General features: G+C 62.3%; 13 protein-coding genes. All 13 read left to right on the forward strand.

The window, feature by feature from the left end; genetic code table 11:
* The first annotated feature begins 97 nt into the window (after positions 1-97).
* Entirely contained in the window at positions 98-850 is a 753-nt protein-coding gene (rpsB, locus tag NMB43_RS09100) for a 30S ribosomal protein S2 (protein WP_494351838.1), read from the forward strand.
* A 107-nt stretch (positions 851-957) separates the two neighbouring features.
* Entirely contained in the window at positions 958-1,857 is a 900-nt protein-coding gene (gene tsf, locus NMB43_RS09105) for a translation elongation factor Ts (RefSeq protein WP_494351839.1), read from the forward strand.
* A gap of 9 nt (positions 1,858-1,866) precedes the next feature.
* A complete protein-coding gene (gene pyrH, locus NMB43_RS09110; RefSeq protein WP_494351840.1) occupies positions 1,867-2,580 on the forward strand; it encodes a UMP kinase in 714 nt (237 codons plus the stop codon).
* 11 nt (positions 2,581-2,591) lie between these two features.
* Positions 2,592-3,149, forward strand: a complete 558-nt coding sequence (gene frr, locus NMB43_RS09115; protein WP_494351841.1) for a ribosome recycling factor — start codon at positions 2,592-2,594, stop codon at positions 3,147-3,149.
* Positions 3,150-3,195: 46 nt separating this feature from the next.
* The gene (uppS, locus tag NMB43_RS09120; RefSeq protein WP_494351842.1) at positions 3,196-3,975 is read left to right on the forward strand and encodes a polyprenyl diphosphate synthase; all 780 of its coding nucleotides are present in this window, start codon (positions 3,196-3,198) and stop codon (positions 3,973-3,975) included.
* Positions 3,976-3,978: 3 nt separating this feature from the next.
* Positions 3,979-4,791 (forward strand): phosphatidate cytidylyltransferase, encoded by an 813-nt coding sequence (locus NMB43_RS09125; protein WP_494351843.1) that lies wholly within the window; start codon positions 3,979-3,981, stop codon positions 4,789-4,791.
* A gap of 16 nt (positions 4,792-4,807) precedes the next feature.
* Positions 4,808-5,989, forward strand: coding sequence for a 1-deoxy-D-xylulose-5-phosphate reductoisomerase (gene ispC, locus NMB43_RS09130; protein ID WP_494351844.1), 1,182 nt, complete (start codon positions 4,808-4,810; stop codon positions 5,987-5,989).
* A 50-nt stretch (positions 5,990-6,039) separates the two neighbouring features.
* Positions 6,040-7,407, forward strand: coding sequence for an RIP metalloprotease RseP (gene rseP / locus NMB43_RS09135; protein ID WP_494351845.1), 1,368 nt, complete (start codon positions 6,040-6,042; stop codon positions 7,405-7,407).
* A 9-nt stretch (positions 7,408-7,416) separates the two neighbouring features.
* Positions 7,417-9,714 (forward strand): outer membrane protein assembly factor BamA, encoded by a 2,298-nt coding sequence (bamA, locus tag NMB43_RS09140; RefSeq protein WP_494351846.1) that lies wholly within the window; start codon positions 7,417-7,419, stop codon positions 9,712-9,714.
* A gap of 10 nt (positions 9,715-9,724) precedes the next feature.
* Positions 9,725-10,228 carry an OmpH/Skp family outer membrane protein gene (locus NMB43_RS09145; RefSeq protein WP_494351847.1) on the forward strand — a complete coding sequence of 168 codons (504 nt, stop codon included), beginning with the start codon at positions 9,725-9,727 and terminating at the stop codon, positions 10,226-10,228.
* Between the two features lie 6 nt (positions 10,229-10,234).
* Positions 10,235-11,257 carry a UDP-3-O-(3-hydroxymyristoyl)glucosamine N-acyltransferase gene (gene lpxD, locus NMB43_RS09150; protein WP_494351848.1) on the forward strand — a complete coding sequence of 341 codons (1,023 nt, stop codon included), beginning with the start codon at positions 10,235-10,237 and terminating at the stop codon, positions 11,255-11,257.
* 5 nt (positions 11,258-11,262) lie between these two features.
* The gene (fabZ, locus tag NMB43_RS09155; protein WP_494352132.1) at positions 11,263-11,697 is read left to right on the forward strand and encodes a 3-hydroxyacyl-ACP dehydratase FabZ; all 435 of its coding nucleotides are present in this window, start codon (positions 11,263-11,265) and stop codon (positions 11,695-11,697) included.
* A gap of 6 nt (positions 11,698-11,703) precedes the next feature.
* The gene (gene lpxA, locus NMB43_RS09160) at positions 11,704-12,474 is read left to right on the forward strand and encodes an acyl-ACP--UDP-N-acetylglucosamine O-acyltransferase (protein ID WP_494351849.1); all 771 of its coding nucleotides are present in this window, start codon (positions 11,704-11,706) and stop codon (positions 12,472-12,474) included.
* Positions 12,475-12,483 lie beyond the last annotated feature (9 nt).

Raw genomic sequence — 12,483 nt, forward strand, 5'->3', positions numbered from 1 at the left:
GTCCGGGTTCGTCATCCTTGGTGACGTGCAGCATGGTGGCAGATTTGCCGGCATGTGCCGCGAGCGGAGGCCAAACCCTGAAAACTGGAGTATTTCCATGTCCGTGACCATGCGTCAAATGCTGGAAGCCGGTGTCCACTTCGGCCACCAAACCCGCTTCTGGAACCCCAAGATGGCCCCCTATATCTTTGGCCATCGCAACAAGATTCACATCGTCAACCTCGAGAAGACGCTGCAGAAGTACAACGAGGCCATGAGCTTCGTGAAGAAGCTGGCAGCCAATCGCGGCACCATTCTCTTTGTGGGCACCAAGCGTCAGGCTCGCGAGATCATCGCCGAAGAGGCTCAGCGCTGCAGCATGCCGGTGGTGGACGATCGTTGGCTGGGCGGCATGCTCACCAACTTCAAGACCGTCAAGGGCTCGATCAAGCGCCTGAAGGACATGGAGCAAATGTTCGCCGACGGTTCGTCCGAAAAGCTGCACAAGAAGGAAGCGCTGATGGCCCAGCGTGAACTGGCCAAGCTGCAGAAGAGCATCGGTGGCATCAAGGACATGTCCGGCCTGCCCGACGCCCTGTTCGTGATCGACGTGGGTTACCACAAGATTGCCATCACCGAAGCCCAGAAGCTGGGTATTCCGGTCGTGGCCGTGGTTGATACCAACCATTCCCCGGATGGTGTGGATTACGTCATTCCCGGTAACGACGACTCCAGCCGTGCCATCCGTCTGTACGCCCAGGGCGTGGCTGATGCCGTCCTGGAAGGCAAGAACAACATGGTGCAGGACATCGTGGCTGCCGCTTCGGACGAGTTCGTCGAGGTGGAAGAAAACGTCGAAGAACGGGCGTAACAGCTTCGCTGGATACTTTGGCGCCAAGGGCCGCGAGGCTCTGGGCGCGTGCGAGGCCCGAAAGGGCCTTGCTTTTAGGCTTACTTTATTGATTTAGGAGCACAAGCATGGCGGCAATTACCGCAGGCATGGTGGCAGAACTGCGCGCGAAGACCGACGCGCCGATGATGGAGTGCAAGAAGGCCCTGACCGAAGCCGATGGCGACCTGGGCAAGGCCGAAGAGATTCTGCGCGTCAAGCTGGGCAACAAGGCCAGCAAGGCTGCCGCTCGCATTACTGCCGAAGGCATCGTCGGTACCTACATTTCCGCCGACGGCAAGCTGGCCGCGATCGTCGAGGTGAATTGCGAAACCGACTTCGTAGCCAAGAACGACGACTTCATCGCCTTCACCAAGGCCGTGGCCGAGCTGGTCGCAACCCAGAATCCGGCCGATGTGGCCGCCGTGTCGGCGCTGCCGCTGCAGGGCTCGACCGTGGATGCCGTGCGTACGGCCCTGGTCGGCAAGATCGGCGAGAACATCAGCGTCCGCCGCTTCCAGCGCGTGGAAGCCACGGGCAAGGTGACCCAGTACATTCACGGTGGCGCCAAGGTGGGCGTGCTGGTGGACCTGCTGGGCGGCGATGAGAGCCTGGGCAAGGACGTGGCGATGCATATCGCTGCCAGCAAGCCCAAGTCGCTGGACGCTTCCGGCGTGTCGGCCGAGCTGATCGAAACCGAGCGTCGCGTGGCCATCGAAAAGGCCAAGGAAAGCGGCAAGCCCGAAGCGATGCTAGAAAAGATCGCCGAAGGCACGGTGCAGAAGTTCCTGAAGGAAGTGACGCTGCTGTCGCAGGTGTTCGTCAAGGCTGAAGATGGCAAGCAAACCATCGAGCAACTGCTGAAGTCCAAGTCGGCTTCGGTGGCCGCTTTCACGCTGTACGTGGTGGGTGAGGGCATCGAAAAGAAGGTGACCGACTTCGCCGCCGAGGTGGCTGCCCAGGCCGCCGCTGCCGCTCAAGCCCGCTAAGGAGTCCGCATGGCCGCTGCCTATCAACGTATCCTGCTCAAGCTCTCCGGTGAAGCTCTCATGGGTGATGATGCCTATGGCATCAATCAGGGGGTGGTGTCGACCATCGTGGCCGACGTGATCGAAGTGGCCCGCATGGGCGTCGAAGTAGGGATTGTGATTGGTGGCGGCAATATCTTCCGTGGCATGGCCGGTGCCGCTTCCGGCATGGACCGCGCCACGGCGGACTACATGGGAATGATGGCGACGATCATGAACGCCATGGCGCTGGTCGATGCGTTCACGCATGCCGGCGTCACTGCTCGCGTGCAATCCGCGCTGCGCGTGGATCAGGTCGTCGAGCCGTACATCCGTGGCAAGTCGATCCGTTACCTCGAAGAGGGCAAGATTGTCGTGTTCGCGGCTGGTACCGGCAACCCCTTCTTCACCACCGATACGGCGGCCGCGCTCCGCGGCGCCGAGATCGGCGCGCAGATCGTACTCAAAGCGACCAAGGTTGATGGCATCTACACGGCGGATCCGAAAAAGGATCCGCACGCCACGCGTTACAGCACCGTGAGTTTCGACGAGGCCATCGCGAAAAACCTGCAAGTGATGGACGCTACGGCCTTTGCGCTGTGCCGCGATCAGAAGCTGCCGATCAAGGTGTTCAGTATCTTCAAGAAGGGAGCGCTACGTCGCGTCGTGATGGGCGAAGACGAAGGCACGCTCGTTCACGTTTGAGGGAACAGACCATGATTGCGGAACTCAAGAAAACCACCGAAAGCAAGATGCAGAAGTCCGTCGAGGCGCTCAAGAACGACCTCGGCAAGGTGCGTACCGGGCGTGCCCATACCGGTTTGCTGGACCATGTGATGGTCGATTACTACGGGTCGCCGACAGCAGTTCCGCAGGTCGCCAATGTGACCCTGCTCGATGCCCGTACCATCGGTGTGCAGCCGTGGGAAAAAAACATGGTGAGCAAGGTGGAGAAGGCGATCCGCGACTCGGACCTTGGTCTGAATCCGTCTGCCGTCGGCGATGTTGTGCGGGTGCCGATGCCGGCCCTGACCGAAGAGCGCCGCAAGGACCTGATCAAGGTCGTGCGGAGCGAAGGCGAAGAAGCCAAGGTGGCGATCCGCAATATTCGTCGTGATGCCAATTCCTCGCTCAAGGATGCCTTGAAGAACAAGGAAATCGCCGAGGACGAAGAACGTCGCACGCAGGACGATGTGCAGAAGCTTACTGACAAGTACATCGCCGAAGTCGACAAGCTCCTGGCCCAGAAGGAGCAGGAGTTGATGCAGGTCTGAGCGGCTGCATCGCACCGCCTTCCATTTCATCGCGCAAGGAACGGCCATGCCGCTATCGCGACTTTTCAGCTCCACGCGCGACATTCCCGCCTCTCCGGACCTTCCGCGTCACATTGCCATCGTCATGGATGGCAATGGGCGCTGGGCCAAGAAGAGGTTGCTGCCGCGGGTGGCCGGTCACAAGCGTGGCGTGGAGACGGTGCGCAACGTCGTCAGGCTATGCATTGAGCATGGTGTTGAGCACCTGACCTTGTTCGCGTTCAGTAGCGAGAACTGGCGTCGTCCGGCGGACGAAGTCTCGTTCCTGATGAACCTGTTCCTGCAGGCCTTGCGCGACGAAGTGGCCCGCTTGCACAAGAACAACATCCGCTTGCGGGTGATTGGCGATCTGGCGCGCTTCGACCAAGCCCTGGTGGCGACCATCCGTGATGCCGAAGCCCAGACCGCGGGCAATACGGCGCTGACCTTGTCGATCGCGGCAAACTATGGCGGCCGCTGGGACATCCTGAATGCGATGAACCGTCTGCGCGCAGCGCGGCCGGACCACATTGGCGACTTCAGCGAAGAGGATTTGGCGCCGTACCTGTGCCTGGCCGATGCGCCTGAGCCGGATCTCTTCATCCGTACCGGTGGTGAGCAGCGGGTAAGTAACTTCCTTTTATGGCAACTCGCGTATGCGGAGTTTTATTTCACCGATCGGCTGTGGCCGGATTTCGATGAAGCGGCCTTTGCCGAGGCGCTCGAGTCCTATCGCCGGCGGGAGCGCCGCTTCGGTCGCACAAGCGAGCAGGTGCATGCGAATCCTGCGGCGGGAACCGGTGCCTGATCCATGCTGAAAGCGCGTGTCCTGACGGCAGTCGCCCTTCTCCTGGCCTTGCTGGCCTGCGTGTTCCTGTTGCCGACGCTGGCTTGGGCCTGTGTGGTCGGCGGGGTGTTGTGGCTGGCAGCAGGGGAGTGGCTGCGCCTGACCGCCATACGCGGCCCGATGAGCTGGGTATTCCGCGTGCTGGCCGTGGCACCGGCACTGCTATTTGCCTTGATGCCCAAGGAGGACGCGCTCATGCTGGGCTTGGCCGTGCATCTGGGGGCCGTGTCCTTCTGGTGGTTTACGGTGTCGGCGATCCTGCGGCTTAAGCCCCAGTTCCGCGAGGGCGTGGGGCGTTACATCGTGGGTTTGGTTGTTCTGGTGCCGGCAGGTCTGGCGATGATCCAGTTGCGCGAGATCAGCCCCTGGCTCCTGCTTGGGGCCATGGCCATGGTGTGGCTGGCCGACATCGGCGCTTACTTCGCTGGACGGGCCTTTGGGCGCCACAAGCTAGCGCCGGGGATCAGTCCCGGCAAGACCTGGGAAGGTGTAATGGGCGGTGTGCTCGCGGTGCTTGTGTTCGTGCTGCTGTGTCAGACCTTCGTGCCGGCATTGCAAGCGCTGAGTCCGCTCGTCCTGATGGTGTTCGCCTTGCTGTACACGGCAACCAGCGTGGAGGGCGATCTGTTCGAATCCCTGCTCAAGCGCCAGGCTGGATTGAAGGATAGTGGCGACCTCCTGCCGGGCCATGGTGGCCTGCTCGACCGCATCGACAGTTTGCTGCCGACGCTGCCCTTGGCGGCGGCTGCGGTCCTGATCCTGTCCTTCCTCGCCTGAATCCGGGAGCGCGCGCATGAGCAAGCAGGTGTTAACTATTCTGGGTGCGACCGGCTCCATAGGCTTGAACACCCTGGATGTCGTTGCACGCCACCCCGAGCGGTTCGAGATCTTCGCCCTGACGGCTTTTTCGCGGGTGGACGAGTTGGCGGCCCTATGCCGTCTCCACCGGCCGAGAATGGCGGTGGTGGCGTCGGCGGAGGACGCGGGGCGTTTGCGTTCCGCGCTGGACGGGCTGTCGACCGAGGTGCTGTGGGGCGCGGAGGCACTCGAACAGGTCGCCTGTGCCGGCGAAGTGACTACCGTGATGGCGGCTATCGTCGGTGCCGCGGGCATGCGGCCGGCTTTGGCGGCTGCGCGCGCGGGCAAGCGTCTGATGCTGGCCAACAAAGAGGCGCTGGTGATGGCCGGTGAACTCTTCATGCAGGCGGTGCACGAGGGTGGTGCCACGCTGATGCCGATCGACAGCGAACACAACGCGATCTTCCAGTCCCTGCCAGCCGGTTTTGACTACGGTCTGCATCACTGCGGCGTGGCGCGTATCGTGCTGACCGCCTCCGGCGGACCGTTCCGTCGCACGCCCCTGGCGGAATTGGACGGGGTGACGCCAGAGCGGGCTTGCGCGCATCCCAACTGGGTGATGGGACGCAAGATATCGGTGGATTCCGCCACCATGATGAACAAGGGGCTGGAGGTCATCGAGGCCCGTTGGCTGTTCGGCGTGGAGGTCGATCGTATCGGGGTGCTGATCCACCCCGAGAGCGTGATCCACTCGATGGTCGAATACCGAGACGGCTCGGTGATCGCCCAACTCGGGAATCCCGACATGCGGACCCCCATTGCGCACGCACTGGCCTATCCCGAGCGCATCGACGCCGGGGTGTCGCGCCTGAACCTGGCGCAGATCGGCAAACTCAGTTTCGAGGAGCCGGATCTGCAGCGCTTCCCTTGTCTGGGCCTCGCGTTTGAGGCTTTGCGCCAGGGGGGATGTGCACCCGCCATCCTCAATGCGGCGAACGAAATCGCGGTGGCAGCCTTTCTCGATGGGCGCACGCGTTTCGTCGACATTGCGCGGACCGTCCAGCAGGTTTTGGACGAGTTGCCAGCGACATCTGTCGACTCACTGGAGCATCTGATCGCGGTAGATCACCAGGCGCGTGAACTTGCCGCGCGAGCACTGGTCTCAGTGTCCGCCTGAGTCTGGCTTAGCCGTCGGGGCGCTGGCTTCCCCATTTATAGAGGTTCCTGATGAGCTTCCTGCACTACCTGTGGTCCTTTCTGCTCGCCCTGGCGGTGCTCATCTTCGTGCACGAGTTGGGGCATTTCCTGGCCGCGCGCTGGTGTGGCGTGCGCGTGCTGCGTTTTGCCATCGGTTTCGGCAAGCCCCTGTGGAGCCGCCGCTTCGGTGCAGACCAGACGGAGTGGTGCGTGGCGGCGATCCCGCTGGGAGGCTACGTCAAGATGCTGGACGAGCGCGAGGAACCGGTCGCCACGCAGGAGCGCGCACGCGCTTTCAATGTCCAGCCGATCTGGAAGCGCAGCGTGATCGTGGCTGCCGGCCCATTTGCCAATTTTCTGCTGGCCATCCTCATCTATTGGGGGACGTTCATCGCGGGCACGACGACTCTGGCACCGGAGATCGGCAGCATTACCCAGGGTTCGGCTGCCGAGCGCGCTGGCTTGGTCGCTGGCGAGCGCGTGATGCGCATCGAGGGCGAAGGCATCCGCTCCTGGGACGATCTGCGCTGGGCGATCATCGACAACGGGCTGGCACGACGGGTGATCGAGATCGAGACCCGGACGTCCGGCGGTTCGACGCAGATCCGGCAGGCCGATTTGTCGGCGATCGTGGTGGACGAGGGGGCTGCCGACCCGATGGAACAGTTCGGGCTGCGGCCCGCGCGCCCTCAACTGCCGGCAGTGATTGGTAGCGTCGCGCCCGGCAGCGTGGCCGAGAAGGCCGGGCTGCGTGCCGGGGATCGTGTGGCGACGGTCGACGGTGCTGCGATCGCAGATTTCCATGACCTGGCAGAGAAGATCGGGGCGGCAGAAGGTCGAGCGCTGCGTCTGGGCGTTGAGCGTGCGGGTGATCAACACACTGTGGAAGTGTTTCCGGAAGTCGTGGGGGAAGGTAAGGCCGCGCGTGCGCGCATTGGGATCGCGGCAGCGCGGCCGGATGCGGCGCTGAGTTCGCGTTATCTGGTGGAAGTGAGCTACGGGCCGGTTGAGGCCATGATGCGTGCGGTGCAGCAGACCTGGCGCATGTCGGTGTTCAGCTTGAAGGTCTTGTGGCGCATGGTGACGGGCGACATCTCGCTGCGTAATGTCAGCGGACCGCTCACGATTGCCGACTTCACGGGGCAGTCGGCAGCCGCCGGCTGGGAGGTTTACATCCGCTCGCTCGCCTTGATCAGTATCAGCCTGGGGGTTCTGAACCTGCTTCCGGTGCCGATTCTGGACGGGGGGCACTTACTGTATCATGCGGTCGAAGCCCTCACCGGCAGGCCCTTGTCGGAGCGCGCGCTGGAGATCGCACAACGTTGCGGCCTGGCCTTGTTGTTGGGGCTCATGGCGCTCGCGCTGTTCAATGACCTCAATCGTCTGTTTATTCGCTGACTTCCAATAATGAGAAAAAGCCTGATTGCGGCAGCGGTGGCCGCCACGCTGTCGAATGCTGCTTTTGCGATCACACCTTTCGTGGTCAAGGACATCCGGGTAGAAGGCGTGCTGCGCACGGAGGCCGGAACCGTCTTCAATTACCTGCCCATCAAGATCGGCGATACCGTTAACGACGACCGTATCGCCAACGCCATCCAGGCGCTCTACGCGACCGGCTTTTTCCGCGACGTACGCATCGATTCCGATCGCGACGTGCTGGTGGTCATCGTCGAGGAGCGTCCTGCGATTGCCCAGATCAACTTCTCGGGCAACAAGGAATTTGCCACCGATGTGCTGAGCAAAGGCCTCAAGGAGGCCGGCATTGCCGAGTCGCGCACCTTCGACCGTTCCACGCTGGAAAAAGCCGAGCAGGAAATCAAGCGTCTCTACCTGACCCGCTCCTACTATGGCGTGAAAGTGCGGACCACGACCTCGCCGCTGGAGCGCAACCGGGTGGCGATCAACTTCGAGATCGAAGAGGGCGAAGTCGCCAAGATCAAGAAGATTTCGGTCATTGGCGCCAAGGCATTCAAGGAAAAGGACCTGATTGACCTGATGTCGCTGACAACCAGCGGCTGGCTGACCTTCATCACCAAGAGCGACCGCTACTCCAAGCCCAAGCTCACCGGCGATCTGGAAACCATCAAGTCCTACTACCTCGACAAGGGTTACGTCGATTTCAGTCTGGACTCCACCCAGGTTTCGATCACGCCGGACAAGAAGGACGTCTACATCACGATCAGCCTGACCGAGGGTGAGCAGTACACCGTGTCCTCGGTAAAACTGGCGGGCGATCTGTTGTTGCCCGAGTCGGAACTCCAGCCCTTGGTCAAGCTCAAGCCCGGTGAGGTCTATTCGCGCGGACTGCAGAACGCCACCAGCAAGGCCGTGGCCGAGCGCCTAGGCAATGACGGCTACGCCTTCGCCAATGTGAATGTGGTGCCCGAAGTCGAGCGCGAGCAGCGCCGCGTCGGTCTGACATTCTTCGTCGACCCCGGCCGTCGCGTCTACGTGGATCGCATCAACATCAGCGGTAACTCGAAGACTCGCGATGAGGTGGTCCGACGCGAGATGCGCCAGATGGAAGGCGCCTGGTTCGACCGCGAGAGCGTCGAGCGCTCCAAGCTGCGCCTGGATCGCAGCGGCTTCTTCGAAGAAGTGACCGTTCAGCCTTCGCCCCAGGCGGGTGAGCCCGACAAGGTGGCCCTGGACGTCAATGTGAAGGAACGCCCCACTGGTGCTCTGTCTTTGGGGGTGGGCTACTCCCAGGTCGACAAGCTGGTGCTGAGCGGCTCGATTTCGCAGAACAACCTGTTCGGGACGGGCAATGCGCTGACGCTTGCGGCGAATACAGGCAAGACCAATCGTCTGCTGTCCTTGAGCTACACCAACCCGTACTTCACGCCGGATGGGGTGAGCCGCGGCTTTGATCTCTATTACCGCAAGACCGACACGACCAGCAGCTCGGTCGCCAACTACAAGGCGGCCTCGGGTGGCCTGGGGGTGCGCTTTGGCTTTCCCTTGTCCGACCAGGATACGATTACGACCGGTATCACGGCCGACAAGACCAATCTTGAGCTGACCGACACCAGTCCGCAGCAGTACCGCGATTTCGTCGCTGAATACGGCGAGAACACGACCTCGTTGCCGCTGACCATGAACTGGATCCATGAGGGGCGGAATAGCGCGGTCTACCCCACGGCAGGCTGGTACTCGCGTGCCGGGGCCGAGGTCGCGGTGGCGCCGGCGGAGTTGCGCTACTGGCGCCTGAGCTACCAATGGCAGCACTACACGCCGCTGACCAACACCTTCACGCTGATGGTCAATACCGACTTCGGCATCGCCAATGGCTATGGAGGCAAGAGCCTGCCCTTCATGCGCAACTTCTACGCCGGCGGTATCGGCTCGGTGCGCGGCTTCGCCGACAGCTCGCTGGGGCCGCGCGTGGTGGATGCCAACGGGATTGAGACGAGTCAGGCGCTGGGGGGTAATCGCCGTATCGTCGGCAACCTCGAGTTGCTGTTCCCCATGCCGGGCATGAAGGAAAATGATCGCAGCTTGCGTCTGAGCCTGTTCCTGGATGCCGGTCAGGTGTGGGGCGTGGATGACAAGGTCAAGTTTTCCGATATGCGCTTCAGTACCGGCGTGGGCTTGAACTGGGTGTCCCCGATCGGCCCGCTACGCTTTGCCTTTGGCTATCCGCTCAATGCCAAGGAAGGCGACAATAAGCAGACGGTCCAGTTCACCGTCGGCACCGTGTTCTAGGAGAGACCAGATGCGCCGCATTCTCGTGTCACTCGGCCTGCTTGCCGCTTGCACAGGGGTCTTGGCCCAGGCCGAGTTCCGTATTGGTTTCGTTAACGCCGAACGCATCATGCGCGAGTCGGCACCGGCCGTGCGTGCCCAGAAGAAGCTCGAGAAGGAATTCGAAAAGCGCGAGCAGGATCTGCAGCGTCTGGGCAAGCAGTTGCAAGGCTTGCAGGAGCAGCTCGACCGCAACGCCCTGACCATGGGGGAGGCCGATCGTCGCCAGAAGGAGCGTGAGTTCGGTGACCTCAATCGCGATTTCCAGCGCAAGAAGCGCGAGTATCAGGAAGACCGCAACCAGCGCCAGAATGAAGAGCTGGCTGGCGTGCTGGATCGCGCCAACAAGACCATCCGACAGGTCGCGGAGGCCGAAAAGTTCGACCTGATCCTGCAAGAGGCCGTGTATTTCAATCCGCGTATCGACATCACCGACAAGGTGATCAAGGCGCTGGCCGACACCCCCGGGAAGTAAGCGCTCATGCTGCTGTCTGATATCGTGGCCCGCCTGGGCGGGGAACTGCGCGGGGACGGCACGACCGATATCCTTCAGGTAGCCCCTCTCGAACGGGCAGGGCCGCAGGAGATCGGCTTTGTGGCGCAGGCCAAGTACCGCTCGGCACTGCAGTCCACGCAGGCTGGTGCGGTGATCGTGCCCCCGGCGCTGGCGGCGGAATGCAAGGCGGCATGTATCGTGACGCCTGAACCGCATGTCTACTTCGCGCGCTTGGCGCAGTGCCTCAATCCTCCTACGGCCGTTGAGGCTGGTGTGCATCCGCAGGCGGTGGTGCTGTCGCCCCTGCCTGCATCGGCGAGTGTTGCGCCGCTGGCCTATGTCGGCGAAGGCTGTGAGATCGGCGAGAACGTGCGTATTGGCCCTGGCTGCGTAGTGGAGCGGGGTGTGCGTATCGGTGCCGGCAGTGTGCTGCGCGCCAACGTCACGGTATATGAGGACTGCGTCATCGGTGCGCGCTGCATCGTGCACGCGGGCACGGTGATCGGGAGCGATGGCTTCGGCTATGCGCGCCATCGTGATGGCCGTTGGGAGAAGGTGCCGCAGATTGGCCGCGTTCTCATCGGCGACGACGTGGAGATCGGTGCCAACACTTGCATCGACCGTGGCGCGCTGGACGACACGGTGATCGCCAATGGCGTGAAGCTGGACAACCTGATCCAGGTCGCCCACAACTGTCGTATCAACGAGCATTCCGCCCTGGCCTCGCAGGTCGGCATGGCCGGCAGCAGCAGCTTGGGGCGGCGCGTCATGGTGGGGGGGCAGGCCGGGATCAACGGCCATATCCACATCGGAGACGATGTGGTGGTGTCTGGCGCGACGAGCATGACCAAGGATACGGAGCGCCCCGGACTCTATACCTCGACCTGGGCGGCGACCCCGCACAAAGAGTGGTTGCGCGATGTGGCGCGCTTCCACCAGTTGGACACACTGGCGCAGCGCCTGCGTGAGATGGAAAAGAAACTGCAAGAACTGGAGAACAAGAAGTGAATCAGATGGATATCAAGGAGGTCATGAAATTCCTGCCGCACCGCTATCCCTTTCTGCTGGTGGATCGCGTGCTGGACATGGAGATCGGTGACCACATCACGGCCATCAAGAACGTCACCATCAACGAGGACTTCTTCAACGGGCATTTCCCGCATGAGCCGGTGATGCCCGGTGTGCTGATCATCGAGGCGATGGCCCAGGCCGCCGCCATCCTGGCTTTCAAGACGCATGGCCAGGTGCCGGACGAACGCTCCGTGTTGTACTTTGCCGCCATCGACAACGCGCGTTTCAAGCGTCCCGTGGTGCCGGGCGACCAGTTGCGCTTCGAGATGAAGCTGGTGCGCAACATGCGCGGCATCTGGAAGTTCTCCGGTGTGGCCAAGGTAGGCGATGAACTCGCCGCCGAAGCCGATCTGATGTGTGCCATCAAGCAGCTCTGAGCCGCCATGATCCATCCCAGCGCCATCGTCAGTCCCAGCGCCCGTCTCGGTGAACGGGTTAGCATCGGCCCCTTCTCGGTGATCGAGGATCACGTGGAGATCGGCGACGACACCGCGGTCGGTCCGCACGTCGTCATCAAGGGACACACGAAGATCGGTCGCGAGAACCGCATCTTCCAGTTCTGCTCGATCGGCGAGATTCCGCAGGACAAGAAGTACGCCGGCGAGCCGACGCGCCTGGAGATCGGTGACCGCAACACGATCCGCGAGTACTGCAACTTCAACATCGGCACCGCACAGGACGCCGGCGTGACGCGCATCGGTCACGACAACTGGTTCATGGCCAGCGTGCATATCGGGCATGACTGCCAGGTTGGCAACAACACGATCATGGCCAACAACGTGACCCTGGGGGGGCATGTACACGTCGGGGATTTCGTGATTCTCGGTGGCATGGCCGCCGTGCACCAGTTTGCGATCATCGGTGCGCACAGCATGGCTGGTGGCGGTGCCATCATCACCCAGGACGTACCTCCTTACGTGATGCATGCCGGCAACCCCAGCACGCCCCATGGCATCAACAGCGAAGGTCTGCGCCGCCGTGGTTTTTCGGCCGAAGCCATCACGCAGCTCAAGCGCGCCTACAAGGCGATCTACCGCCAGGGGCTGACGCTCGAAGCCGCACGTGCAGAGATCGAGGCTGCTGCGGCCGGGACCCCGGAACTGCAGGTTCTGGTCGACTTCTTCGCGGCGTCCAAGCGCGGCATCATCCGCTGACCGGAGGGC

The organism is Uliginosibacterium sangjuense (genome assembly GCF_059132465.1).

Coding starts and splice junctions, on each gene's coding strand:
- fabZ (WP_494352132.1), top strand. CDS start 11,263: ATGGATATCAAGGAGGTCATGAAATTCCTGCCGCACCGCTATCCCTTT.
- pyrH (WP_494351840.1), top strand. CDS start 1,867: ATGGCCGCTGCCTATCAACGTATCCTGCTCAAGCTCTCCGGTGAAGCT.
- uppS (WP_494351842.1), top strand. CDS start 3,196: ATGCCGCTATCGCGACTTTTCAGCTCCACGCGCGACATTCCCGCCTCT.
- rpsB (WP_494351838.1), top strand. CDS start 98: ATGTCCGTGACCATGCGTCAAATGCTGGAAGCCGGTGTCCACTTCGGC.
- bamA (WP_494351846.1), top strand. CDS start 7,417: ATGAGAAAAAGCCTGATTGCGGCAGCGGTGGCCGCCACGCTGTCGAAT.
- ispC (WP_494351844.1), top strand. CDS start 4,808: ATGAGCAAGCAGGTGTTAACTATTCTGGGTGCGACCGGCTCCATAGGC.
- lpxD (WP_494351848.1), top strand. CDS start 10,235: ATGCTGCTGTCTGATATCGTGGCCCGCCTGGGCGGGGAACTGCGCGGG.
- frr (WP_494351841.1), top strand. CDS start 2,592: ATGATTGCGGAACTCAAGAAAACCACCGAAAGCAAGATGCAGAAGTCC.
- NMB43_RS09145 (WP_494351847.1), top strand. CDS start 9,725: ATGCGCCGCATTCTCGTGTCACTCGGCCTGCTTGCCGCTTGCACAGGG.
- rseP (WP_494351845.1), top strand. CDS start 6,040: ATGAGCTTCCTGCACTACCTGTGGTCCTTTCTGCTCGCCCTGGCGGTG.
- tsf (WP_494351839.1), top strand. CDS start 958: ATGGCGGCAATTACCGCAGGCATGGTGGCAGAACTGCGCGCGAAGACC.
- NMB43_RS09125 (WP_494351843.1), top strand. CDS start 3,979: ATGCTGAAAGCGCGTGTCCTGACGGCAGTCGCCCTTCTCCTGGCCTTG.
- lpxA (WP_494351849.1), top strand. CDS start 11,704: ATGATCCATCCCAGCGCCATCGTCAGTCCCAGCGCCCGTCTCGGTGAA.